Origin of the sequence: Streptococcus sp. 2_1_36FAA (assembly GCF_000161955.2) — a bacterium.
In the GTDB taxonomy this organism is placed as follows: domain Bacteria; phylum Bacillota; class Bacilli; order Lactobacillales; family Streptococcaceae; genus Streptococcus; species Streptococcus gordonii.
On record NZ_KI391975.1, the window covers coordinates 276,674 to 301,774 of the forward strand.

Sequence of the window (25,101 nt, forward strand, 5' to 3'; positions counted from 1 at the left end):
TAGAAATAAGAGTAATTACTAAATTTACTGTAATTTTTGATATAGAAAGGTGAAGGGAGATTATTTTAGCTTATCCATTTTTTGATATAATAAAGAAAAAGTACATTTTGGGGGTAAGACATGTCAGAACCATTATTTCTACAATCAGTCATGCACGAAAAAATTTGGGGTGGAACCAAGCTGAGAGATGAGTTTGGCTATGAGATTCCTAGTGATAAAGTCGGTGAATATTGGGCAATTTCAGCCCATCCAAATGGTGTATCCACTGTGAAAAATGGCCGTTTTGCTGGTCAAAAGTTAGATACGCTTTATGCTGAACATAGGGAACTTTTCGGGGACCGTTCTGAGCCGGTCTTTCCTCTCTTGACCAAGATTTTGGATGCCAATGACTGGCTTAGTGTCCAGGTCCATCCAGATGATGCATACGGCTTGAAGCACGAGGGTGAGCTAGGGAAAACTGAATGTTGGTATATTATTGCTGCAGATGAAGGTGCAGAGATTATCTATGGTCACAGTGCCAAGAGTAAAGAAGAACTTCGCGAACAAATCGAATCCAAGAACTGGGATCAGCTCTTGACGAAGGTAAAGGTTAAAGCAGGTGACTTCTTCTATGTACCAAGTGGAACCATGCATGCTATTGGTTCGGGTATCTTGATTTTAGAAACTCAACAGTCTAGTGATACAACTTACCGTGTGTACGACTTTGACCGCAAGGATGATGCAGGAAATCTCCGTGAATTGCACCTAGAAAAATCTATCGATGTTTTAAATATTGGAGAACCCGCAAATAGCCGTCCAGTCAATTTACAAGTGGATAATCTGTCTTCAACTTTACTGGTTGCTAATGATTTCTTTGCTGTCTACAAGTGGGAACTGACTGGCCAGGCTGATTTCACTAAAACAGCTGACTATACGCTCAACAGCGTATTAAATGGACAAGGTCAGTTAACAGTAGATGGTCAAGTCTATCCAATTCATATGGGAGACCATTTTATCCTACCGAGCGATGTGGCTAGCTGGAAGTTAGAAGGTCACGATCTAGAAATGATTGTTAGCCATCCATAAATTAAGCTAAGCGGGGAGCGTTCATATTTTTGAAAAACTAAGTAGTATTTGAACAAAAAATTTTCGAGACAATCATTGCTCTCTGGCAGGAACAAGAAGTAGCTGTGGGTGCCACTCACGATCTCGTTAATCAATGCTACGAAATTGTTTTTAAAAAATCAGAACGATCTAGTCCTATTTAGCGGAGTCTATACCCTATGTAGAACTTAAACTACATGTCCTTATGTCGATAAAAAAGAGATGAAAACTGACTGAAAACATTTGACAATTTTTCAGGTTTGCGATATCATACTGTTCGGGCACCTCTTTTAGAGGTCAGAGCTTCCTGTTTCCAGGGAGCTATTTTTCTTTTTCAGACAGATTATGGAAAATCCTCCTCTAGATAAGAATTCAGTAACCTTGAGGTTGCTGGAACGAATTGTTTTATGAAAAGGAGCATGTATGTCAACTAAATATATTTTTGTCACCGGCGGTGTAGTTTCTTCTATCGGGAAAGGGATTGTAGCAGCTAGTCTGGGTCGGCTTTTAAAGAATCGCGGTCTCAAGGTTACGATTCAGAAATTTGACCCTTATATCAATATTGATCCGGGTACCATGAGCCCTTATCAGCATGGGGAAGTGTTTGTCACAGATGACGGAGCTGAGACAGATCTGGATCTAGGGCATTATGAGCGTTTTATTGACATCAATCTCAATAAATACTCCAATGTCACCACTGGTAAAATCTATAGCGAAGTCCTGCGCAAGGAGCGTAAAGGCGAGTATCTGGGGGCGACGGTCCAAGTCATTCCGCATATTACGGATGCTCTCAAGGACAAGATCAAGCGGGCGGCACGGACGACGGACTCGGATGTGATTATCACAGAGGTTGGTGGCACAGTAGGGGACATCGAGTCTCTTCCTTTTTTAGAAGCTTTACGCCAGATGAAGGCGGATGTCGGAGCAGACAATGTCATGTATATCCATACGACCCTTCTTCCATATCTCAAGGCAGCAGGCGAAATGAAGACCAAGCCGACTCAGCATTCTGTCAAAGAGTTGCGAGGTCTGGGAATTCAGCCAAATATGCTGGTCATTCGGACAGAACAACCAGTTGGACAAAATATCAAAAACAAACTGGCTCAATTCTGTGATGTAGCGCCTGAGGCGGTCATTGAGTCGCTGGATGTAGAGCATCTCTACCAAATTCCTCTTAATTTGCAGGCGCAAAAGATGGACCAAATCGTCTGTGACCATCTGAAACTGGATGTACCGGTAGCGGATATGACAGAGTGGTCAGCTATGGTAGAAAAAGTGATGAACTTGAAAAAGCAGGTCCATATTGCTCTTGTAGGTAAGTATGTTGAGTTGCCAGATGCCTATATTTCAGTTGTCGAAGCGCTCAAGCATGCTGGCTATGCCAACGATGCAGAGGTTAAGATTGACTGGATTGATGCGAATCAGGTAACTGCTGAAAATGCGGCAGAACTTCTTGGAAAGGCGGATGGGATTATCATTCCGGGCGGCTTTGGTCAGAGAGGAACTGAGGGTAAGATTCAGGCAATCCGCTATGCGCGTGAGCAAGATGTGCCTATGTTGGGGATTTGCTTGGGTATGCAGCTGACCTGTGTTGAATTCGCCCGTCACGTCCTTGAGCTGGCAGATGCCAACTCAGCGGAGCTCAATCCAGACACGCCGTATCCAATCATTGATCTTATGCGTGATCAGATTGATGTCGAAGACTTGGGTGGAACGCTGAGGTTGGGGCTCTATCCTTCTAAGCTTAAACATGGTTCTAAGGCGGCAGCAGCTTACGATCATCAAGAAGTTGTGCAGCGCCGTCACCGTCATCGCTATGAGTTTAACAATGATTTTCGCGAGCAGTTTGAGGCGGCTGGATTTGTATTTTCAGGAGTTTCACCAGACAATCGCTTGGTCGAAATAGTAGAAATCCCAGAAAATAAATTTTTCGTGGCATGTCAATACCACCCAGAGCTTTCTAGCCGTCCGAACCGACCTGAAGGCCTTTATACGGCTTTTGTTACTGCAGCGGTAGAAAAGAGCTCGGAAAGATAGACTAGCTTTGTCTGACCTAAGCGACTTTTCTAGAGAAATGTTATAATGAAAGCAAAAGGAGGGAAGAAGATGTTTCTAAACATTTTAGCTAGTATTCGTACTAATAATTTTCAAGATGAGCATTGTATAGAAAAAATCCAAACTCTCTGGCAGGAACAAGAGGGAACTGTGAAAGAAGCTTTTGCCCAAGGGGAACCAGTCTATGCCGTCTATCATGACTATGCCAGTGATTACAAAGGAGACTACAATCTCTCTATCTGTCGTTTGACAGATGGGGACGTCTATGATTTTGATACATCCGAGCAGACCTATCAAGTATTTGAGGCTGATAAGGAGGATCCGCAAGCGATTCTTCATGCTTGGCAGAGGATTTGGCAGGCAGAAGAAACAGGCGAGCTTCATCGAGGCTACACTTTCGACTTTGAAAAATACGATCCCGACCAAACGGTGGCTGTCTTTGTTGCGACTCAGCAGCCCTAAGTTTTCTGTGTTCCTGTCTTAGCTTCATTTTCGTTTAGATTTCCTATCCTTGTTGATTGAGTAGAAGGTTGATTTTTTGAAATAAACTAAAAAATTTTCTTGACAAGCCTTACCTGTCCTGTTATACTAGTAAGGTACTCAATCGCGGGGATGGCGGAATTGGCAGACGCGCAGGACTAAGGATCCTGTGACCGCTTTAGGTCGTGAGGGTTCAAGTCCCTCTCTCCGCATCAAGTAAGCTGGCTTCGGTCAGCTTTTTCTTTTTGTAGCAGAAGCACTTAAAAAAGCTAAGTGTCTCCCTGTAATTCTTTAAAATTTCAGGAAAAACTAGCAATTTTAGTGAAAAAGTGATAAAATAAACAATGTAAGTGGTTTAACCACAAAAAATAAGAGGAGGCCTGATAAGAATGGCAATCGTTTCAGCAGAAAAATTTGTCCAAGCAGCTCGTGACAATGGTTACGCAGTTGGTGGATTTAACACAAACAACCTTGAATGGACTCAAGCTATTTTGCGTGCAGCAGAAGCTAAAAAAGCTCCAGTTTTGATCCAAACTTCAATGGGTGCTGCAAAATACATGGGTGGTTACAAAGTATGTAAAGCCCTTATCGAAAACCTTGTTGAGTCAATGGGTATCACTGTACCAGTAGCTATCCACCTTGACCACGGTCACTACGAAGATGCACTTGAGTGTATCGAAGTAGGTTACACTTCTATCATGTTTGACGGTTCACACCTTCCAGTAGAAGAAAACCTTAAATTAGCTAAAGAAGTTGTTGAAAAAGCACATGCTAAAGGTATCTCAGTAGAAGCTGAAGTTGGTACTATTGGTGGTGAAGAAGATGGAATCATCGGTAAAGGTGAATTGGCTCCAATCGAAGATGCTAAAGCAATGGTTGCAACTGGTATTGACTTCTTGGCAGCAGGTATTGGTAACATCCACGGCCCTTACCCAGCAAACTGGGAAGGTCTTGACCTTGACCACTTGAAGAAATTGACAGAAGCTCTTCCTGGCTTCCCAATTGTATTGCACGGTGGTTCAGGTATTCCTGACGATCAAATCCAAGCAGCGATCAAACTTGGTGTTGCGAAAGTCAACGTAAACACTGAATGCCAAATCGCATTTGCAAACGCAACTCGTCAATTTGTACGTGAATACGATGCAAACGAAGCAGAATACGACAAGAAGAAACTCTTCGACCCACGTAAATTCTTGAAACCAGGTTTCGAAGCTATTACAGCAGCTGTTGAAGAACGTATTGACGTATTTGGTTCAGAAGGTAAAGCTTAATCTAGCTGAACATTACAAAACAGAAACCTGCCCGTAAGGGTAGGTTTTTTGGTGTTTTAAGGAAACTATTAAACCAGAAGTTTGGATTAAAAGTATTATTTTAAGAGAGAAATTTTCAATTTCATGCTCTATAGGCAAACGCTTGCATTCTATTTTTTCTTGGACTATAATAGGTTGGTATAGAGCCTTCTGTGATAATAAAATGTAGAAGGTGTAGAAAGTAAGGGTTTAGAATACTTGTGTTTGAAAATACGATTTTCTATTCCTTACGATAGGGGAGATAGATAAGGCAATGATAGAAGTAGAGCATCTTCAGAAAAACTTTGTGAAGACGGTCAAGGAACCAGGGTTAAAGGGGGCTTTGCGCTCCTTTATTCATCCTGAAAAGCAGACTTTTGAAGCAGTCAAGGATTTGACCTTTGAGGTGCCAAAAGGTCAAATTTTAGGTTTTATCGGGGCAAATGGTGCTGGGAAGTCGACAACTATTAAGATGCTGACAGGGATTTTGAAACCGACATCTGGTTTTTGTCGGATTAACGGCAAGATTCCGCAGGACAATCGCCAAGACTATGTCAAGGATATTGGGGTGGTTTTTGGACAACGCACCCAGCTGTGGTGGGATTTGGCTCTTCAAGAGACTTACACGGTCTTGAAGGAGATTTACGATGTGCCTGACACTCTCTTTCATAAGCGCATGGACTTTTTGAATGAAGTCTTGGATTTGAAGGACTTTATCAAAGACCCTGTGCGGACTCTTTCACTTGGTCAACGGATGCGGGCGGATATTGCGGCTTCCTTGCTCCACAATCCCAAGGTTTTCTTTTTAGATGAGCCCACCATTGGTTTGGATGTTTCCGTCAAGGACAACATTCGTCGGGCTATTACCCAGATCAATCAGGAGGAAGAGACTACCATTCTCTTGACCACTCATGATTTGAGTGATATTGAGCAACTTTGTGATCGGATTTTTATGATTGATAAGGGACAGGAGATTTTTGATGGAACGGTTAGCCAGCTCAAGGAAAGCTTTGGCAAGATGAAGACTCTTTCCTTTGAACTGCTACCAGGGCAAAGTCATCTCGTCTCTCACTATGAAGGCTTGCCTGATATGACTATTGAAAAACAAGGAAATAGCCTCAATATTGAGTTTGATAGTTCCCACTACCAATCGGCTGATATTATCAAGCAAACCCTGTCTGATTTTGAAGTCCGTGATTTGAAGATGGTGGATACAGATATTGAGGATATTATCCGTCGCTTCTACCGAAAGGAGCTCTAAGATGGTCAAATTGTGGAGGCGTTATAAACCCTTCATTAATGCAGGGATTCAGGAGCTGATTACCTATCGAGTCAACTTTCTTCTCTATCGAATTGGCGATGTCATGGGAGCTTTTGTGGCCTTTTATCTCTGGAAGGCAGTCTTTGATTCCTCGCAAGAGTCCTTGATTCAGGGATTTAGCATGGCAGATATCACCCTCTACATCATCATGAGTTTTGTGACCAATCTTTTGACCAAGTCGGATTCTTCTTTTATGATTGGAGAGGAGGTCAAGGATGGCTCCATTATCATACGCTTGCTGCGACCGGTGCATTTTGCGGCCTCCTATCTCTTCACCGAACTTGGTTCCAAGTGGTTGATTTTTATTTCTGTTGGAGTTCCATTTCTATGTGTCATTGTATTGGTAAAAATCCTTTCTGGGCAAGGCATTGTAGAAGTGCTAGGATTAACGGTCCTTTATCTTTTTAGCTTGACGCTGGCCTACCTGATTAACTTTTTCTTTAATATCTGCTTTGGATTTTCAGCCTTTGTATTTAAAAATCTATGGGGTTCTAATCTACTCAAGACTTCTATAGTGGCCTTTATGTCGGGGAGTCTGATTCCCTTGGCTTTCTTTCCAAAGGTGGTTTCAGATATTCTTTCCTTCTTGCCTTTCTCATCTTTGATCTACACTCCAGTCATGATCATTGTTGGGAAATACGATGCTAGTCAGATTCTTCAGGCGCTTTTGCTACAGTTTTTCTGGCTCTTAGTGATGGTGGGCTTGTCTCAGCTGATTTGGAAACGAGTCCAGTCATTTATCACTATTCAGGGAGGTTAGTATGAAAAAATATCAACGCATGCATCTGATTTTTATCAGACAATACATCAAGCAAATCATGGAATACAAGGTGGATTTTGTGGTTGGTGTTTTAGGTGTTTTCCTGACCCAAGGCTTGAATCTTTTGTTTCTCAATGTCATCTTTCAACACATTCCCTCGCTAGAAGGCTGGACTTTTCAAGAGATTGCCTTTATCTATGGATTTTCCTTGATTCCCAAGGGACTGGACCATCTCTTTTTTGACAATCTCTGGGCACTGGGGCAACGATTGGTGAGAAAGGGAGAGTTTGACAAGTATCTGACTCGTCCTATCAATCCTCTCTTTCACATCCTAGTCGAGACTTTTCAGATTGATGCCTTGGGTGAGCTCTTGGTCGGAGGTATTTTGCTAGCGACAACGGTATCTAGTATTGCTTGGACTCTTCCAAAATTCCTGATTTTTCTAGTCTGTATTCCTTTTGCGACCTTGATTTATACTTCCTTGAAAATCGCGACTGCCAGTATCGCTTTTTGGACCAAGCAGTCAGGTGCTATGATTTACATTTTCTATATGTTTAATGACTTTGCCAAGTACCCGATTTCTATTTACAATTCACTTCTTCGTTGGTTGATTAGCTTTATCGTGCCTTTTGCCTTTACAGCCTACTATCCTGCCAGCTATTTCTTGCAGAACAAGAATGGACTCTTTAATATCGGTGGTTTGATTTTGATTTCCCTTGTTTTCTTTTTCATTTCGCTCAAACTCTGGGATAGGGGATTGGATGCCTACGAAAGTGCGGGTTCGTAAGATGGAAAATATGTTTAGTCCTAAAGCTTAAAACATGAAAGGATTTAAAGATGGTAGCGATTGAAGAAGTGAAGGAAGAAAAACAAAAGATGATAGCAGTCAGTGAAGTTTTAAAGGATCTACCAGAATGGTTTGGAATACCTGAAAGTACACAAGCTTACATTGAAGGAGCTAGGGATTTACAAGTTTGGGTTGCTTATCAGGAGAGTAAATTGGCTGGCTTTGTAAGCTTATCTTATTCTAGTGAAGATTGTGCAGAGATTGACTGCTTAGCTGTTAAGAAATTCTATCATAGAGCGGGAATTGGTAGTCAACTTCTAGAAGTTTTAGAAAAATCTGCTCGTCAAAAAGCATCCTATCTGCAAGTAAAAACGGTAGCACCAGGTTATTATCCTACCTATGACAGAACTAACGCTTTTTATCAGGCTCAGGGCTTTAAAAAGTTAGAAATTTTTCCTGAACTTTGGGATAAAAGCAACCCTTGTTTGATTTGGGTTAAGAAATTGTGAAATTCTAACTTGACAAAAAAACTCAAGATGCTAAAATAAAGGGGAAAAGACGCCGATTTAGCTCAGTTGGTAGAGCAACGCACTCGTAACGCGTAGGTCACAGGTTCGATCCCTGCAATCGGCATCAAACTATACAAGAAAAAGCCTATTGTGACGGGCTTTTTTTGATGTTGAATCACTTTTTGTACCAAATTTTGTACCAAATAATTATAAAAGTTTTCGGATGGTTTCAAATTCATCGTTAATCTTCTCTTGTAATGTATGACCATATACTTCCACTAACATAGAAATATCTTTATGTCCTAATATTTTAGCAATCACACCTAAATCTATTTGATTATGCCATAGATAACTACCGTAAGTATGACGTGCCCCTTTGGTAGTAATGATAGGTGAGATATTTAGTCTCATTAAAACATTCTTTAATTCTTTATTAACAGTAGCATTATTTGGAATATCTTGGACATATCCATAATGTTGAAAAATAAAGTTGTTCTGATTAATGATTTCAAGTTCTTTATTCAATCCTATTTGCGATCTTTTTAGATTCACCAGCATATCTATTTCTTCGTCAGAAATAGGAATAGTTCGTATTGATGTTTTATTCTTTGGTGGAACAAATTTATGAGTAGACGTGTTGTACCGTCTGTATGTCTTGATTACTTTTTCTTCAAAATTTACATCTTCCCAAGTTAAAGCAATGAGTTCACCGAAGCGCATTCCAGTTTTGAAGAGTAAATAAATAACATAAGGTACAACAGATCTTCTATAATCCACCTTTTGTTTTAAATGTTTTAGGATATCGTTTAGGTCTTTTTCGCTATGAATATATTTTTCTTCAACAGGTTGAGACTCTTTTGACGAAAATAGTTCAGTAAAAAAAGTAAAATCATCAATAAAAACTTTATCAGCTTGAGCCGTTTTAATACATTCCTTAATACTTGTATGTAGCCTTGATAATGTATCCCTGGTTACTGTTTTACCATACTCGTTCATTATTCGCTGATATTTACTAGGCTTTATTTGAGATACAGGTGTATTTCCAAATAATTTTTTAATAACCTTCTTTCTAATGATGTACTTGTTTTTTGTGGTTTGACTTCGTTTACTAGGAATTATTTTTAGATTAAGCCACTCTTGATATAGTTGATGTAACGTCATTTTGCTATCAAGACTGTATCCACGATTCAACTTTCTTAACAATTTTTCTGCTTCTATTTGAGCTTTTTTCTTTGTTTCAAAACCACTTTTATAAGCAATTGTCTTACTTGTTTCATCCCTTATAGTATAGGTCCAAAGATTCTTTTTACCTCGTTTTAAATATCTAATACTTGCCATACTACAACTCCACTCCCAACACTTCTGAGACTGCACTTTTAGGCACAACCATCAAACGTTTTCGATCGTAAAAACTATAACCTTTGTTAACCATCAATTTCCTTGCTTGGTGGATAATCTGCATAGCTGTGTATTGCTTATACCCCATTTCAATCAAATCTTTTTGTGATATCGTATTATTTATCATTGTGAATTCTCCTTTCTAGTGTCCTATTATATAGGTAAATTGTTTTGCTGTTTGTGCGTCAAAGGTTCGGTAACTAATCACTCCAAGTCCTTTCACATTACATTCTGAGATCAGAATAGACCCGTCTGATTTGACCTGCTCCACAAAGGCAACATGACCATAAGTAGGGTCTGCGTTTGCTTGCCCGGGAGAGAAGGATAGGGCGCTATGTTCGGTTGGTGTATTTGTGGTTTGATAGCCTGCTTTATTTTTCCAGTCTCCACCATTTCCCATATAGGGGTCAAAGGTTACTCCAAGCTCCTTCCCTCTGTTATAGACAAACCATGTGCATTGTCCCCAAGGGTAAGTTGCAGAAGTATAAGCTGATGATTCTATTTTCTTTGTTAAGCTGTAGCCTGCTGGTATATCTGCCGAAGTGACCCCTCCGCCGTCTCGTGTTTGAGTGATGGTCTCACCTTTTAAGCTATCTTTGAAAATGTCATGCCATTTTTTCGCATTTTTCTTTAGTTCACTTGTTTTTGTTTGACCGTCTGATAAAGCAACACCTTCATAGTGTTCTGACCAGTAAAGAGCGGCTTGTTCTGGGTCAGTGGCTTTTTGCATTTCTGTTTTTACTTTACTATAAGCTCCATTTAGCTCGGCTGATAGTAAACCTAGTTCTACATCAGAATCTAGTTTCCTTTGTTTCGCTTGTGCCCAACGGTTGCCGTTGATGGTTGACGACCAGCCTGACCATTGAAAATAACCTGCGACCCCACCGCTTGTATTTACTGCTTCAGGGTCAAAGCCACTTTCTCGCTCCGCCACAGCTAAGCTTCCAGAAGCTCCTGCGATAGTAAATTGTTCTTGGGAGAGTTCATAATTGAGAATTTTAATCACATCAGAAGCCCGTGCTTCAGAAATATTGGCTTTTTGAGCCACCTCTTGAGCTGTTAGCGTTGTCTGTAACCCTGTTTGGTTATTAGTACCTCCTCCCCCAGTTCCTGCAATTGCCCCCATCACAATCACAACTAAAAGCAAGGGGAAAAGAAACATACTTAAACCGCTAAAAAGTAATAGTTTTTTCTTCATAGCTTCTCCTAAGTTTTGACATAAGCCGACAATAAGACTGTCCCAAATTTCCATTGCGCCGATAAGACAAGGGGATTTTCTTTTACCATTGTCAACAGCTTTTCTTTCTCTGTTTCCTTCACAGAAAATAAAAGAAGAAAGTCGACTGAGCGCTCTCTCCTTTCATAGGCTTGAATGATGGCATTGTCAATCAGTCGGTTTGCTCCTTTTTGGGAATAAATTCTTGCATTCATTTTTAATTGTTTCCTCTCAATCTGGCCAGTTCGTCCACAATTTGATTGCGGCGATTGATATTGGTTTTCAATTTATCATCTTTTGGCAAGGTCTTACGATAATTCCTGATAAAAGCATTTGAGCCTTGCGCTTGGTACAATGCTTCATCATCTTTGTAAGGTTCTAACTCTTTTTCCAGTTTATTGATTTTATGTTTTTGTCTCCAAGATAAGCGATTTTGACGGCGTTCCTCAAATTCTTCTTGGTTTGTATCCATCAGAGGAGGAGAATCAAGGTTAAAGAGGTTCTTCTTTCTTGGTTCTTCCGTAATCGCTGATTCTTGGAATGAAGTATCAGAAGTTCCGTTGTAGTCACTTATTTCTTCAAGAGGTTGACCATCTGGATTTGCTTCTTCTGTATTGCTAGGAGGAACGGGAGTTTCAGGAATATCTGATGTGGGTTGATTTTTTGAAAAGAAATCTTTTACATGCTTGCCAGAGTTCATGAATAGCCCTGCTCCAAATCCTGTGCCTGCAAGGATAAAGTTTCCTGATTTCTGAGCTCTTTCAAAAATATTGCTAGCTGATGTTGGAAGTTGCTGAATAGTTTCTTGTCCATTTGATACGGTTTGACGAATATTGGTATCCATATCATCAAATGTGATACGAGCTCTTGACCCAAGCAATAACTCAATCAGTTCTCCTTTGTATTTCCAAAGAAGCCAGTAAATTACTGCCTTGGCAAAAACAGAGACCATTAGCTTAAAGAGAGCACTGAAAGTAGATAGAGAAGAAAAGCTCCCAATGACTTTATCAAAGCCAGTACCAATCAAGCCTTCAATGATTTTTTCAAGGTATAAAATAGATAGCGTTAATAAGCCAGTAATAACAGGAAAGGCAAGTCCGCCGAACATGACTTTAAAAACACCAAAAAGAATATCCTGCATTTTGGGGAGAAAAGAGACCAAAAGAGCAATCGGAAAGAGTAAAATCATAATCAGTACAAGAGATTGTGCAATGACATTTAAGAGTTGAATTAAAACAATTGGAATGGCAATGACAATTGCTTCAATGATTTTAAAGAAAACATAGAAAATTTTTACAAAAAGGTAATCAGCAACTGCTGAAACCCAACGGTCATGTTCTTTATCATTATCAGCGTCATTCCCAAGTTTGTCTAAGTAGTCTTTTCTCTCCCCATTGGAAACGGCTTTAAACTTTTCTGATTTATCCGTAGTTCCTAATACTTTTGAATCCTCAAAGGTTTCTTCTTTTCCTGTTTGTCGGTCTTTGTATTTACCGTTTTCTTGCCCCGTATTGACAAAAAGGTAAGCCACGTAAGAAGTTTCTGCTATATAACTATCTGCCATGGAAGAACCGATTTTCAGTTGTTGCTTATCACCATAGGCTACAGAAATACTAGAAATTTTACTAATCGCTGTATTCGCAACATTATTGACGGTATTTAGAATATAAAGCCCACCAGAAGTTTCAGAAACTGTTCCAAACCAACCAAAACCAAGAACGATTACTAAAAGAACATGAAGCAAGCGTTGAGGGAAGTTTCCTTTAGAAAAAAGGAATTGATAAAACAGGTAAAAAGCAAGGCAAAGGAAGATGAGGAAAACAAGCGAATTTTGAGCAAAGCCAGAAGTAGCTCCTGTAAAACCTTGCCAAATGGATTGAGCCCCATTAAAAACGTATTGTTTGTAGGTATCATAGAGATTGATATTTTCTAAAATACGAATAAATACAGAGAAAAAACCAACTACTAAATTAAGAAGAAAGAAAAGGCAATTAACGAATAGTTCCGTAAGCATTGCCCATACTCCGCTCATATTAGGGAAGTTCGTTGGCTCAATATAAGACTTTAAAGAAAAAATATCTATGCCTTTTAGTTTTTCAAATGCTTCTTGCACATACTCACCTCCTTATGCTGCATATTTGTTTTCAAGATTAGAAGAAACAGTGGCTTTCATTGGTTTTAAGAGTGGGTCAATGCTTTCAAAAATGTTATAAACAGAAATCATATTGAGATTTCCGTACACATCTTTATAGAGACATTGCCCAGAAATCATATTTTTGAGCCACTCCAAGTTTTCTTCGTTGGCATTCAGCCCGACATGTTCTAAAATATCGGGTAGTTCATTATCTTCCCTGAAAGCAAAGAGCGTTCCAAAGCCAGTGGTATCGTCATCTCCTTCAGCGTCATGTACTGATTGGGTAATGAGGCAGAGGATATTGTTATAAAAACGTCCGACACGACGCATGGACTGGATAACTGCTCGTCCTTCAGCCGATTTCATCAATACCCATGCTTCATCGAAGAATTCTATTGTGTCTTCATTGCGGTTCAGTTCACCAAAACGACTACAGAAAGCACCCAAAGCAAACATGAGAGCTGTAGAATTGATTTCCTTGTCTTCTAAGGTCACTTCTTGTTGATTCTTCTTATTATCAGGTAAAGATAGGTCTGCGACTTCTAAAACCGTTACCCGTTTATCATAAGAGAGACCTTCCACATCACCATAAGAAAAAGCAAGCTCTAAAATAGAATTTTTCACTACGGAATGAAGATATTTCCCAACAGAACGAATTTCTTTTTCTTCATCTTCTAAGAGTAAGTCAATGACGTGTTTTAGCCCTACCGTCTCACCTTTTTGGCGTCTTTCTACAATCGTATCAATGGCTTCTTTAATCGCCGTCATTTGGTCCATAGTGACCTTGATATTCTTATTAGAAAAGATAAGATAGTTGAGCATATTTTTTGAGACAGAAACAGCGTCATCTTTATCTAGCATGACAATTGGGTCAAGTGCTCCGTGATTGGATTTGACCTTACTATCTAGGGTGACAAAATTCATCTCCTTGATATGCTGGGCAAGAAGTGGGAATTGTTCTTGAAATGCTGATTGATGGATAATTTCTTCAAAATGTTTACGAATAGAGCGTTTTGGGTCGACATACAAACATTTGACATCTTGAAGGGATGTAAGAATAAAAATCAATTCTGCAAGAAAGGATTTCCCTTCCCCAGTCGCTCCTGTAATGAGGATATGCGGATTCTTGGTCAATTTTCCTGCAATCCCCTCTTTGTTTCCGACTGTCGCATTAAAGAGCACCATATTTTTAGAAGATTCCTGCGCTTTTTCGATACTTTCCCAGCGACCTATCCAGTTATCCACTCGACCGATATGCCAGCCAACGTGATTTCCTGATGAAGTATTGGTAAAAGGCATGAGTTCCGCAAAGCCTCTTGGTGTGACATAGTGTGTCCAAGTTCGGGTTTTGTTTTCAAGCGGTTGACCATAGAGCAAAGATTGGAACAGATAAGGTGTATCATGGCTCGCTTCGCTGACTTCCACGTGCATATCTTCAAAATAGCTTAGAACAACTTGGCGTCTGCGTCGTAGTTGGGATAAACTGGAGGCTGTCACAATCAGATAGGCTCCATACTCAATGACTTCTTCTTTTCCGCCTACCTTTTTCATCAAATCTTTGAGAGACATAGCCCCGAGGATAATATCATCTTGTTGGGCAGTATCTGTACTTTCTGCCTCATTCATGATATTTCGATAGCGAATGTTGGAACGCCCCATCCGACCTTTGAGGGAGTTCTTTTCCATAAACTCGGCTTTAATTCGTAATTCTACAGGAAAATTAAAGCGTTGGGTAAATTCTCCAAGGTGGAAGCCATTAAAAATAATGGGTATTTTAGCGATAGGAAGAATGGTTAAGAAAGAAGAACCATAAGGACTATCTAATTTGATAAAGCCTCCAGCCATTGGTTTGATAACCGTATCTGTTACATTCAATAAGGAACGATTGGCGGTTACCTCCTGCTTCAAGTGTGGAATATAGCGTAGATATTGCATGCGCTGATAATAAAAGAGTTCTTCATTGGTCAAGCGTTGAGCACGCAAGGAAGAAAGAAGTTGATAAATGGCGTCTTCATTCACTAAATAGTCTTGATACCAATTTTCAGAAATATCATATTGAAAGCCCAGACCGTTGGCGACCATTTCAGAGACTTCAGAAAAGCGCTCTAAAGCCATTCCTTGAACCGTTGTATCCTCACTGTCTTTTAGGACATTTACGCCGACTAACCAATCAAACTGATAGGGAATTTCCATTTCCTGTGTCAGCTTGTCGGTAGAATAGTTTAACATTTCTTCTCCAAGTTTTCGGCTATCAGGAGAGAGGGCGTCCGAAAAGTCTTTCATCTTTTCTTCTAGTAAATAGTCTTTGGGGATGAGAGATATTTCAAAGGATTTGTTTTTAACGAGTTTCTTAATTAGTTGAGCGATGGTTAGTTTGTGATCTTGTTTCTTTGTCCGATTGGTAATCGTAATATGGGTATTGGGAATACGATAGAAACCCATGACGGATTTATCTGTTTTTAGGGCTAAGTTTTCATGTGTTTTGAGAATAGGATAAACTAGTTTGATAGTCATATAACCTCCTTTTATAAATCTGTTTTTTCAAAGACAATTTCTTCCTCCTCATAGGTCTTCACTCTGTCTTCATGGTAAATAGCCTTGCGATTTAAACGAAAATCAATCAGGTATCGGATATAGTCAATTAAGAAAATGTGCATTTTCTTGCCTTGTGGTTCGTATTCGGTGTAGAATCTAGCCAGTTTGTAAGGAATATACCAGTATAGATAAAGGGAGATAGAATGGGTTAATTTAACTAAGGGAAGAAGAAAGGAGCTAAAAACAGTCAACATTAAAATGAATACAAGAATAAAGACAATAAAAAAGGAAAGTTGCATAGGGGTTGCAAAATACCAAATGCGTTTCCCTTTTTGTGTTTTTATCTCTTGAATCCAGTAGGGGGCATTTATCCCCCTAGCGTAATCATAAAGTTTTTCATCTTCCATATCAGAGCCCCGTTTCAATACCAAAGAGACGGAGGAACGAACCAAGGACGCTAAGTAATTGTCGTCCTCCTCCTGTGAGAGAAGCAATCACGGCATAGAAGACTAACGTAGTAAAGAGTTTACCCCAAGAGCTGTTTCTCCATGCTATGATGATAAGAATAATAGCGCCAAAAGTAATAAACCAGAAGCCATCACCTTGTAGCCATGCTTGTAAATTTGATGAACTCATATATTAAAATCTCCTTTTTATTTTTTTGTTTCTGCATAATTAGCAGGAATGGTGTGGCTTAGTTTCTCAACATAATAAGACTTCCCTTTTTCGGATATAGTGAAAGTAAAGTTTTCAGCATGCGTTGTGCCTGCTACTTCAAAAGTAGCTTGAACATAGGCAATGATATGCTTATCTGTTGAGGTATAATAAGAAAAATCCAAGGTTTTAAAGGTTGTCTCTTTTACAACCGTTAGCTGGTGAGCCACTAAGTCTAAGTTGTCTTGGTCAGTAGTATAGTTAGTGAAGAAGACATGGAGAAACTTGTCTAGTTTTTTCTTTGTCTTATCTGAAACATTATCTGACTGATTGAGTTTGAGTTGATTATCCTTGTTTATCTTGTCTGCTTGGTCGTCCGCAAGGCTAGAAAACCAAGGCAAGCCCGTTACATAATATCCCTTATCTGTTTTGGCATAGGGGATATTAAAAGCGGTGATTACTTCTTGTTCTTCCGTCTTATCGCCATTTTTAACGGTTTGTTTATAATGCACTTCATAGGTCGCAACATTATCTTGAATCGTCAGCAAACGTGACCAATCAAGTTGACTAGGATTTTTGACTTGCCCCTGTGCTTGAATATCTGGCTCTGTACCATAAAAACTATTTAGCTTCTTGGCTTGTTCAGCTTGACCGTCCGAATCACTAGGAATAGTGAAATAACAAGCTACAAAGTCATTTAGATAATATTGCAAGCGATTGTCTATTTCAGAAGTAGTAGCTTTACTAGTGGAACTGGACTTATTAGATGAGATTGTTTTTTCAAGGTTTGTCACCTTACTGGATAAAGTCATGGCTCGAATACCTCCTAGCAAACCAACAAACAAAATAAAAGCCAATCCTGACAGAACGGCAAGGTTGACTGTTTTCTTATTGACCGTAGCTAGCTTAGGTTTTCCTTTCTTTTTAGGGCGTTTAGAAAACTGTCCGAGATAGCTTTTTAATTGATGATAAATAGATTTTAGTTTATCCATATTTCCTCCTTACTGATTTGCCAGCTCAATCAATTTATTTGCTTTAGCATATAATTGCTTGTGAAGTTTATTGATTTCACCGTTGACATAATAGTAACCTGAAAGCTCTTTGCGGACAGGTTCCACAAAGCCGGCAGTCAAGTTTTGGGCTTCTTCTGTTTTTAAAAGTCCATTTAATTCACCAGCTTTTGTCCATGCTTCCTTGTCTTTGTGGGCTTTCATTAGCTCTCCCAGCTCAACTAAAACTGCTTTGATTTTCTTTTCAAGTGTTGCTTGTGTTGCCATTTGTATTTCCTCCATAAATTGATTGTTATTTTCTTGGAATAATTGGTGGAATAGCAGAATTAAGTCTGATTTCATTTTACAATCAAAATCTACTACCTCACCTTTTAGATTAAAATAAGCATATTCATAGGTTCGCTTATCTCCCTCATCAGAAATATTTCTAGCAAAAGTGCTATAGAAGTAGTCTTTTTCTTTCATCAAGCTAACAAAGACTTTCCAAATTTCGTTGCGATTAGGAAGATAAGTAAATCCTTCATACATTTTTTTGATAAGCATAAGTCTTTAGAGATACTTTCTTTGTTTCATCTTTTTTTCGTATTCGAGAATTTCTTCCCAAGTCAGCCATTCAGGTTTTTCTCCTTGGGGAAACTTTTTCCATATTTTTTTCATTTCTGCGATTTGGGCTTCGACATTATCTGCCCACAGCCTATTTTCATCCCCATTCCCATTTCCTAAATAATAATTACAGTCTTCTTGTAGTCTGCCTAACATCATATAGTCAAAATGAAAGGGGTTCTGTCTATTTTGATAACTCCGAAGGAAGTCTTTTAGTTCGTAGAATGTCAAATACCCGTCCAGTCCATAACCAAAAGTATCTACTCCGTCTACAAAGACTTCTTTTTCAAACGTTTCATCTACTCCAATTTTAGATAGAGACATAGGATTGAAAGGCGGTGGGAATTGTGCTTTTTGTCCCGTTACGGTATTGGTAATGGTAATCGTTGCTTGTGTCATGGTTCCTCCTTATAAAACAAATTGTGCATAGCCTGTCTGTACGAGTATTTCTGCTACCCACCTGACATTTTCACTCATCTTTTTAAGTGGCTTGGTGGTCAATTCATCAAAAAAAGGCTGTCTAGCCTCTTGTCTAGTCGCCTTTTTAATTGCATTTTTACGGTGGTCTTCGTCTTGAAAGTTTCTATCTCGGAATAAGTCAATGTATTTCAATTCAGAATCTTTCTTTGGTTCTCTATACAAGAGCCCCCAAAAGTCTATCAAATCTTTTACCAAGTCAACATCATAGAAAGACAAGTGAAGTTCCTCATAATCGATTGGAAAAGACTTAGTTTCAATGGGACGATTGAATTTGTCAGGGATATTGATAGGCTTATATCTGTCCAATGATGACATTAAAATCTACTCCGTTTCGTTCGCAAATTTCTTCAGCTAGTTTGGTATGATTGTTACTCAAATAAGCTTCCGAAATGATTTCAGAAAGTTCATCTGTTTGATAAACCATATCTACTATTTTCAGCAGTTTTAAAGCACTGGAAACTTGCTTAGTGACCCAGTGCTTTGTCCTTGAATAGTCGATTTGACGGGGACGTGTGACAAATTTAAACCCTTCTTGTGTTCCTAGCAGGTTATCCCACTCGCTATCATAGTTACCCTGCCAATCTTTCACTTCAAAATAGTTATTTAAGATTCTAGCTCCGATTTTTGTTAAGTCCGTTTCCAGCGTGTACCATTCTTCCAAAATATCAAATGCTTTGGTATCATGAAGTTCAATTTCATAACGGTTTTTGAAATTATAAGCTTCATGGATATAGTCAACAGACACATCTTTTAGGAGCGCCTGTTCGTAGTCTTTTTGATAAAAGCGAATCATGAGACTAGATTGACGGCTGCCAAAGTTTAGGGTTAAGCCTTGATTGACAAAGCGATTTTCTACTTTTTTCAAGCCCTCAATAGCAGTAAAGGTACGAAGTTTTCGCATGATAATTTTATTGTCAAAAATACGTGCCTTTATATCAAACAAATCAAGGTTGCCAGTTTTTTTATAGAGTTCATCAAGAGCAATATCAAAGCGAGGAAAGGCTAGAAAATCTTCTAGGGTTCTATCTTTTCGTTCTTGTTCCGCAAAGAGAAAGACATCATGAAGGAAAGAAAACCAATCCCGCCCTTGTTGCAGGAGTAGTAATTCAAGCTCTCTACAACCCGTCCCTGTTAAATCAATGAGCGTTCCAGCTTCCGCTTTTTTCTCGGAATCGGAATAAAGAACACGGATAGAGCCATAGGTTACCATATTTGAATAACTGTAGAGACTTTTTTCTTCATGAAAGAAGTCAGCGGGCTTTAACTGCAAAACCTGTATAATGACCGCTTTAAAATCTAGAGTTTTAAACCGAATTTTGAGCCAGTCCACGGTACTTTCTAGTTTTGTTTCAGATTGACGATTTAAGAAGTGAAAAAGAGAGTTTTCAAATTCCTTTGTCATTTTTCGCTGTCCCTGCTCGATGTTGCGGTAATTGTAGTAGCTATATCCGATAGTATCCGCCATTTTCCGCTGGGTAAAACCTAACTCCAGCCTAATACGCTTTAAATCCGTATTGCTTATCAATCTGTTTAACCTCCTTTTGTGTTCATTCTAGCGGTGTCTAGGAACGGGCAAGCTAACAGTCTTTTTAGGGCTTGTGTTAGTTTTAACCCCCCTATTAGTATCGGGTGGTTAAGCCCTTTTGGGGCGTGCCTACGGCACACCCCAAAGCGCCAAACTTGTCAGCTCGGTCGGGCAGGTCGGACGGGCTACGCCCTGACCTTGACCTTCGTGCCTACGTTGGCTCGGTAGATGTAAAATGCTCTAAGACGACCTGTTTATAAGATAAGCCTGATTGTTCCTTTTCCGTTAGTAGTTCCTCCAATAGGCTAATATCCGCCCTATCTAGCATAATGCGATTCTCTGCCCTTGTAAATGTATAGTCCTGTTCTTCTATATATTTGACAAGATTTCGTAGCGTTGAAACGGATATTTCAGCGTCTTCCGCAAATGTATTGAGAGATAGTAGTTTATCCTCTGTTTCTTCCGTTTCAACTGTGTTAGGTAGATGATTAGCAGGTTGGTTGATTGCCAAAGGGTCTTCAAGAGGAGGCAACTTTTTAAACTCATCAAAGAAAGAAAAACCGTCATCAAGTGGTACAAGAGGAGAATAAAATTCTCTAGCGATTTCTCCGCCGTTGGCGATATAGCCACGACCAGAAATTTCTTCTCCGTCAATCTCATCTATTTTCTTGAAAAGTTTATTTGCATTAGCGTCCCCGAACATCATCTTATAGCCAACGTCTTCTAAGTGACCGACTGAAATTCGCTTCATGAATTGGTCACGCAAAGAGGTTTTTAGATATTCCCCGTCAGGTCTTTGCATAGCAGAAATCATATAAACCCCTGATTGACGACCTTTTAGAATTAACTCGGTTAGATACTCAATAAAGGCACTAGCAGAAGCATAGTCTCGCTCTAGTTTAGCAGCTAAAGCAGCTAGTTCATCAATGATGATAAAGCGAGGCTTCAAACCATAGGCAAAATATTTTTTCCCTGCTTGATAATCAGACTGACTTGTCATGTAATCAAAGCGCCTATCCATCTCCTGCTCCGCTTCTTTGAGGCAATTCAGCATATCTTCTTTCTCCCAGAAAACACGTCCTTTAAATACAGGGATATTTTTTAAGCCGACAAAATCCGAACGTTTGGGGTCAAGGATTTCAACATAACCAATTTGAGCTAAAATCCAGACTAAAACCATAATAAGAATGGTTTTACCTCCACCAGTCCCACCACCGATTAGCAAGTGTGGGTGTTTATCAAAATCCCAATAGACACCTTTCATAAGGCGGATTCCCTTATCTGTCATCTTCACATCAAAGATAGACAAGCGCCCTGAAAATTGGTCAATCGCAATGGTATAAGAGACGTAGCCGTTGGTAAATTGCTTATTCATAAAATCCCCGTCAAACATAATTTCTAGAGATTTTTCAAGGGATATAAAGCGTTCTTGAAATCGGCTTCCTTGAAGCTGAAAGGTCACGGTGACACTAAAGCGGTCACGTTTGAGATACACTTTAGGCAAGCTTGTTCGTTCAATAAATCCTTTTTCTGTTTTGATTTTCTTGACCAGCACTAAGTTATTTTCTATCAAAAAGTGGGAAATAATTCGCAAGCTATCTAATCGACTAAAAAAGAGTAACTTCTGGTAACAAATCGCTTGAAGAAGAAGCAGAAGGAGTATGACTATTAAAAGACTTACTCCTAAGCCAATTCCATAAGGAAGGGGAGATTGTTGAAGCTGAACCTGATGAGTGTAAATAAAAAAGCCAAAACCAATTAGGAATGGCAGTAAAAAAATAAAGAAGGTTGTTCTTCTAATCTTTTCATGATATTTTTTGACACGAACACCACGATAGGTGAACAGCTTCATGGCTTATCACCCTTCCTTTTTAGCTTCAGGTTTATTGGGCAGGGACACATCTTTGGCACGGATTTTTACCCCGCTTGATACGATACGATTACCGTTAATGATTTCTGTATTTGTCCAGAAACGAGCAGTTGGAGCAACTAGAACCACTTCATCATTGTAGTTCTTTTCAGCGGTCATTTGGGCTACCTTTGCTTCAGGCGGAACAGTCACTGTAATATCCCCATTCACGGCAGAAGAATAGAGCTTGACGTCCACTTCTTCCACAAGGTCTGTTTCCCGACGTTTTTCTTCACCTGTTGCTTCATCCACATAGTCTTCCCATTTTTTGTGAAGAATCGTTTCTAGAAAGTTCAGTGTTCCTAGTGTTTTTTCAGTATCAAATGTTTCAATTACATCAGTCGCATATTTTACAGTCATATTTATTCTCCTTTATTTAGCTATTTTCTAGGTTTTTATTTTGTTTTAATAATCCGCATTTCTTCAGCTACAAAGACATTTTCACGTTTTCGTTTTCCTCCAAAGCGGAAGTTGCGGCGTTCAATTGCAATCCCACGAGGGAAGACAATTTTTTGACGACCTTCAGGGACATCTGACATTTTAAAGCCTTCTACAATCAAGAAAGCGGATGGCTCTTTACGGCTTGAAATTTCAAAGACACGATAAGAGACAGGGTTATAGTCATTGGCACGAATTTCTTCCATACCTGATACAAAGACCTCGTTTCCAAGGACAGTATTTTGGTCAACATAAACTTTTGTAATTTCCATTGATTTTTACCTCATTCATTTATTTTTCAGACCTTTTCATGACTTGTCTAGGTCAATTTTAAGTAATAATTGGTTCAAGTTTTAGTGATTTGGTGCTCTTACTCTAGTCATTTCTATCTCCTCATATTCCTAGATAGGCTTTTTTGACTTTGCATTGAAAAGCATTCTTACAGTCCAGAAGCTTTTTAGCAAATCGGTCATGGGTATCATGGCGCAAAAAAAGACTGTCCATTTCACCTAGGCAGTCTTGGTAGCAGGCTTCACGACGTGAAGAATCATAACTATAAATTTTAAGAGAGAAAAGAAATTTTTCATAAATCTGTTGAAACCGTTCTTCAAAGTAACTCATCTATTTAACCTCCATTCATCATGTAATAGTGTTGTACTTTAAATTTGTAGTGATTTTTCCATTGTACTAGGGGATAAAGTGGCAATTCTAGCTTTCGGTAATGTTCAAATAAGGTATCTATCCTTTCTAAAATCTGATAAAGTAAGAGTTTTTGGTGGTATTCATCAGGATATATTTTTAAAGAAAAAACGAAGCTTTCATAGATTCGTTGAAAACTTCGTTCATAATAGTTCATATCAGTCCTCCTTTTTAAGATTTTAACTGTTTCATCAGCTTAAAAGAGTAGAAAACAAAAAAGACAGCTCACAAAGAACTGTCTTTACATCTTAAACAAATCTGCATGACTGCCTGTATCGGCTAAAGTAAGGGTTAGAATATCGTCTTCAATCAGATAAATCAAGAGCCAATCGGGTTTGATATGGCATTCCCTAAAGCCGACGAAGTTCCCCTTCAATTCATGGTCACGGTATTTTTCTTCGAGTGTCTGCCCTAGGCGAAGTTTTTCAATGACTTCATCTAGCAGGGCTATATCTAAGCCTCGTTTTTTTATTCGTTTATAGCTCTTTTTGAAAGCAGAGGTAAACTTGACTTGATACATTTAGGCTTCCAGAGCTTTCTTTAAATCTTCCATATTGTCATAGGAGGCTACAGAACTATCACGAGAAATCCGTTTCGCTTCAGCAATAGCTTCGAGTGTTTTTGCATTGTAGTTTGGTACTTCCACCGCAAAAGGAATCCCTCCACGTAAGACACATTGGCGAAGAAAAATGTTGACTGCGCTGGACATATCCATGCCCAAATCATTAAATAATGAAGTTGCTTGCGCTTTTACGGTCTCATCAATCCGAATTTGAGTTGGTACAGTTGCCATCAGCGTCACCACCTTTCATTATTTATTGTAATACGTTTAGTTTACATTGTCAATCGTTTGTATTTGTTTTGGATGTTTTCTACTCTTTTAAGCAGGAATCATCTGTTTAAAAGAGTAGAAAAAGTGATATAATAAAATAAAAATTCAGGAGGTTTTCTATGCCTATTGATTTTTCAACCATGCTACCTTATGATATTGACTACATTGATTTAATGAAGCACTTTGAAACATTTCCAATATTTGATAATCGAAATCTTCAAAAAAATCACCTTAATAAATGGAAAACAGTATTAAAAAGTGCTGATTCCAAAATTCGTAAAATCTTCAAGAATCCTAAGAAATTAAAAGATATTCTAGATATTGTTATGACAGAAGAATCCTTTCAACAAGTTACTCATTTTGGTAAGAATACAGTAATTCTTAATTTTACTATTGCACCTCTTGTCAAACTAGCTGAACAAAATAAGCAAAATGCCATAGAAATCCCATTAACTTATTTTGAAAAATCTAGGGAATTTGTTACTTGGACACCTATTTCACAAACAGATAATAGAAGTCTTAAAGTCCTACCTATTTTATTAACCCATTTTTACAATGCCAGAACATTTGGTTTTCTTCTTATTGACGGGAATCATCGAGTATCACAAGCTATTAAAAATCATGATAAAACAATTGAGGCCCTAATTTTTGACCCAAGATACATGCTAAATGATAATATTTTTAGAAGTGAATTCGACAAATTATTCTTCATCTTTCAAAATGAACTCTACTACCTATCTCATTGTAAAAAGCAACATCAAATGAAAGACAAAGAACTTTTATCACGCTCTTATCTAACAAATTTTGAATTTAACTTTTTAGATGTAATGCCTGACCTAAAGATTTGGATTTGAACTAATAAATCCTTTCCCTTGACCAACTTTACCCATGACCAGAATGTGGGGATTGGTATAAGGTTTTTGACAATTTTCTTTATCTACTTTAGGTTTATAAAAAACTATCTTTTTCAACATATACCTCACTTTCTATAAACAAAAAAGCGAACTAACATTAGCTCGCATACAGTTATTCACCTTTTTCTATTCTTCTAAACAGGAAATCCCTGTTTAGGGTGTGCTCATATCGTCGCACACTCATATTTTGTCACTATTCTATAGTTGTACTTGTACAATCTCTGTAGTATGTACATCTCACTTCACTATAGATTAGCTTACCGCCTATGCTTACCTCAGCAGAACTAGTCTTACCTGTCAGCATTTCCGACGCTACCAGCGCCAGCAGTTCCCCTTTGTTATTCGGTCAAGAGGGGCAAAAAGCCGAGTGCGTGAGATAACTCCAAAGGATTTTTGTGTTTATCTACTCCAACCTCCTTGACTTTTTGCGATAAAACCGTTACAATAATAGTTGCTAAACAATATTGTGT

The 25,101-nt window shown here is 38.8% G+C and carries 29 protein-coding genes and 2 tRNA genes; 11 read left to right on the forward strand and 20 right to left on the reverse strand.

What is annotated here, in order from left to right; translation table 11 throughout:
* Positions 1 to 120: 120 nt before the first annotated feature.
* The 10 genes from manA to HMPREF0847_RS06700 all read left to right on the forward strand — a co-directional run bounded on the left by manA (position 121) and on the right by HMPREF0847_RS06700 (position 8,408).
* Positions 121 to 1,065: a mannose-6-phosphate isomerase, class I gene (gene manA, locus HMPREF0847_RS06655; RefSeq protein WP_008809693.1), complete on the forward strand. Its 945-nt coding sequence runs from the start codon at positions 121 to 123 to the stop codon at positions 1,063 to 1,065.
* A gap of 441 nt (positions 1,066 to 1,506) precedes the next feature.
* Entirely contained in the window at positions 1,507 to 3,120 is a 1,614-nt protein-coding gene (locus tag HMPREF0847_RS06660) for a CTP synthase (protein ID WP_008809692.1), read from the forward strand.
* A 69-nt stretch (positions 3,121 to 3,189) separates the two neighbouring features.
* Positions 3,190 to 3,600 (forward strand): GyrI-like domain-containing protein, encoded by a 411-nt coding sequence (locus HMPREF0847_RS06665; protein ID WP_008809691.1) that lies wholly within the window; start codon positions 3,190 to 3,192, stop codon positions 3,598 to 3,600.
* Positions 3,601 to 3,744: 144 nt separating this feature from the next.
* Positions 3,745 to 3,830: transfer RNA gene (locus HMPREF0847_RS06670), tRNA-Leu, on the forward strand.
* A gap of 177 nt (positions 3,831 to 4,007) precedes the next feature.
* On the forward strand, positions 4,008 to 4,889 hold the full coding sequence (locus HMPREF0847_RS06675; protein ID WP_008809690.1) for a class II fructose-bisphosphate aldolase: 882 nt from the start codon (positions 4,008 to 4,010) through the stop codon (positions 4,887 to 4,889).
* Between the two features lie 292 nt (positions 4,890 to 5,181).
* Positions 5,182 to 6,168: an ABC transporter ATP-binding protein gene (locus HMPREF0847_RS06680; RefSeq protein WP_008809689.1), complete on the forward strand. Its 987-nt coding sequence runs from the start codon at positions 5,182 to 5,184 to the stop codon at positions 6,166 to 6,168.
* 1 nt (position 6,169) lies between these two features.
* Entirely contained in the window at positions 6,170 to 6,988 is an 819-nt protein-coding gene (locus HMPREF0847_RS06685) for an ABC transporter permease (protein ID WP_008809688.1), read from the forward strand.
* Position 6,989: 1 nt separating this feature from the next.
* Positions 6,990 to 7,775 (forward strand): ABC transporter permease, encoded by a 786-nt coding sequence (locus HMPREF0847_RS06690; protein WP_008809687.1) that lies wholly within the window; start codon positions 6,990 to 6,992, stop codon positions 7,773 to 7,775.
* Between the two features lie 50 nt (positions 7,776 to 7,825).
* Positions 7,826 to 8,284, forward strand: coding sequence for a GNAT family N-acetyltransferase (locus HMPREF0847_RS06695; protein ID WP_002902392.1), 459 nt, complete (start codon positions 7,826 to 7,828; stop codon positions 8,282 to 8,284).
* A 51-nt stretch (positions 8,285 to 8,335) separates the two neighbouring features.
* Positions 8,336 to 8,408: transfer RNA gene (locus tag HMPREF0847_RS06700), tRNA-Thr, on the forward strand.
* An 83-nt stretch (positions 8,409 to 8,491) separates the two neighbouring features.
* On the opposite strand, the gene HMPREF0847_RS06705 is transcribed toward HMPREF0847_RS06700, so the two are convergent.
* The 20 genes from HMPREF0847_RS06705 to HMPREF0847_RS06800 form a co-directional block, all read right to left on the reverse strand.
* Complete coding sequence (locus HMPREF0847_RS06705) at positions 8,492 to 9,622, reverse strand: site-specific integrase (RefSeq protein WP_008809686.1); 1,131 nt, start codon at positions 9,620 to 9,622, stop codon at positions 8,492 to 8,494.
* Between the two features lies 1 nt (position 9,623).
* Positions 9,624 to 9,809: a DUF3173 domain-containing protein gene (locus HMPREF0847_RS06710; RefSeq protein WP_002908784.1), complete on the reverse strand. Its 186-nt coding sequence runs from the start codon at positions 9,807 to 9,809 to the stop codon at positions 9,624 to 9,626.
* Between the two features lie 15 nt (positions 9,810 to 9,824).
* A complete protein-coding gene (locus tag HMPREF0847_RS06715; protein ID WP_020992745.1) occupies positions 9,825 to 10,880 on the reverse strand; it encodes a phage tail tip lysozyme in 1,056 nt (351 codons plus the stop codon).
* Positions 10,881 to 10,888: 8 nt separating this feature from the next.
* On the reverse strand, positions 10,889 to 11,113 hold the full coding sequence (locus HMPREF0847_RS06720) for a hypothetical protein (RefSeq protein WP_008809684.1): 225 nt from the start codon (positions 11,111 to 11,113) through the stop codon (positions 10,889 to 10,891).
* Between the two features lie 2 nt (positions 11,114 to 11,115).
* Positions 11,116 to 13,011, reverse strand: coding sequence for a hypothetical protein (locus tag HMPREF0847_RS06725; RefSeq protein WP_008809683.1), 1,896 nt, complete (start codon positions 13,009 to 13,011; stop codon positions 11,116 to 11,118).
* 12 nt (positions 13,012 to 13,023) lie between these two features.
* Positions 13,024 to 15,546, reverse strand: coding sequence for an ATP-binding protein (locus tag HMPREF0847_RS06730; RefSeq protein ID WP_008809682.1), 2,523 nt, complete (start codon positions 15,544 to 15,546; stop codon positions 13,024 to 13,026).
* Between the two features lie 11 nt (positions 15,547 to 15,557).
* Positions 15,558 to 15,974: a conjugal transfer protein gene (locus tag HMPREF0847_RS06735; protein ID WP_008809681.1), complete on the reverse strand. Its 417-nt coding sequence runs from the start codon at positions 15,972 to 15,974 to the stop codon at positions 15,558 to 15,560.
* A 1-nt stretch (position 15,975) separates the two neighbouring features.
* The gene (locus tag HMPREF0847_RS06740) at positions 15,976 to 16,203 is read right to left on the reverse strand and encodes a hypothetical protein (protein WP_008809680.1); all 228 of its coding nucleotides are present in this window, start codon (positions 16,201 to 16,203) and stop codon (positions 15,976 to 15,978) included.
* Positions 16,204 to 16,220: 17 nt separating this feature from the next.
* A complete protein-coding gene (locus HMPREF0847_RS06745; protein ID WP_008809679.1) occupies positions 16,221 to 17,213 on the reverse strand; it encodes a conjugal transfer protein in 993 nt (330 codons plus the stop codon).
* A 9-nt stretch (positions 17,214 to 17,222) separates the two neighbouring features.
* On the reverse strand, positions 17,223 to 17,774 hold the full coding sequence (locus tag HMPREF0847_RS06750) for a hypothetical protein (RefSeq protein ID WP_008809678.1): 552 nt from the start codon (positions 17,772 to 17,774) through the stop codon (positions 17,223 to 17,225).
* Between the two features lie 6 nt (positions 17,775 to 17,780).
* Positions 17,781 to 18,233 carry an LPD11 domain-containing protein gene (locus HMPREF0847_RS06755; RefSeq protein WP_008809677.1) on the reverse strand — a complete coding sequence of 151 codons (453 nt, stop codon included), beginning with the start codon at positions 18,231 to 18,233 and terminating at the stop codon, positions 17,781 to 17,783.
* Positions 18,234 to 18,242: 9 nt separating this feature from the next.
* Positions 18,243 to 18,629 carry a hypothetical protein gene (locus HMPREF0847_RS06760; protein WP_008809676.1) on the reverse strand — a complete coding sequence of 129 codons (387 nt, stop codon included), beginning with the start codon at positions 18,627 to 18,629 and terminating at the stop codon, positions 18,243 to 18,245.
* Positions 18,607 to 19,839 (reverse strand): replication initiation factor domain-containing protein, encoded by a 1,233-nt coding sequence (locus tag HMPREF0847_RS06765; RefSeq protein ID WP_008809675.1) that lies wholly within the window; start codon positions 19,837 to 19,839, stop codon positions 18,607 to 18,609. The genes HMPREF0847_RS06760 and HMPREF0847_RS06765 overlap by 23 nt, the downstream gene beginning before the upstream one ends.
* A gap of 211 nt (positions 19,840 to 20,050) precedes the next feature.
* Positions 20,051 to 21,691, reverse strand: a complete 1,641-nt coding sequence (locus tag HMPREF0847_RS06770) for an FtsK/SpoIIIE domain-containing protein (RefSeq protein WP_008809674.1) — start codon at positions 21,689 to 21,691, stop codon at positions 20,051 to 20,053.
* A 6-nt stretch (positions 21,692 to 21,697) separates the two neighbouring features.
* Positions 21,698 to 22,108, reverse strand: coding sequence for a DUF961 family protein (locus HMPREF0847_RS06775; protein WP_008809673.1), 411 nt, complete (start codon positions 22,106 to 22,108; stop codon positions 21,698 to 21,700).
* A gap of 35 nt (positions 22,109 to 22,143) precedes the next feature.
* Entirely contained in the window at positions 22,144 to 22,458 is a 315-nt protein-coding gene (locus HMPREF0847_RS06780; RefSeq protein WP_008809672.1) for a hypothetical protein, read from the reverse strand.
* Between the two features lie 121 nt (positions 22,459 to 22,579).
* Complete coding sequence (locus tag HMPREF0847_RS06785) at positions 22,580 to 22,807, reverse strand: hypothetical protein (RefSeq protein ID WP_008809671.1); 228 nt, start codon at positions 22,805 to 22,807, stop codon at positions 22,580 to 22,582.
* A 4-nt stretch (positions 22,808 to 22,811) separates the two neighbouring features.
* Positions 22,812 to 23,042, reverse strand: a complete 231-nt coding sequence (locus tag HMPREF0847_RS06790) for a hypothetical protein (RefSeq protein WP_020992746.1) — start codon at positions 23,040 to 23,042, stop codon at positions 22,812 to 22,814.
* A gap of 84 nt (positions 23,043 to 23,126) precedes the next feature.
* Positions 23,127 to 23,405, reverse strand: coding sequence for a type II toxin-antitoxin system YafQ family toxin (locus HMPREF0847_RS06795; RefSeq protein ID WP_008809670.1), 279 nt, complete (start codon positions 23,403 to 23,405; stop codon positions 23,127 to 23,129).
* On the reverse strand, positions 23,406 to 23,678 hold the full coding sequence (locus tag HMPREF0847_RS06800; protein ID WP_020992747.1) for a type II toxin-antitoxin system RelB/DinJ family antitoxin: 273 nt from the start codon (positions 23,676 to 23,678) through the stop codon (positions 23,406 to 23,408).
* Positions 23,679 to 23,836: 158 nt separating this feature from the next.
* Between HMPREF0847_RS06800 and HMPREF0847_RS06805 the strand changes: the two genes are divergently transcribed.
* Positions 23,837 to 24,571, forward strand: coding sequence for a hypothetical protein (locus tag HMPREF0847_RS06805; protein ID WP_008809668.1), 735 nt, complete (start codon positions 23,837 to 23,839; stop codon positions 24,569 to 24,571).
* Positions 24,572 to 25,101: the final 530 nt, after the last annotated feature.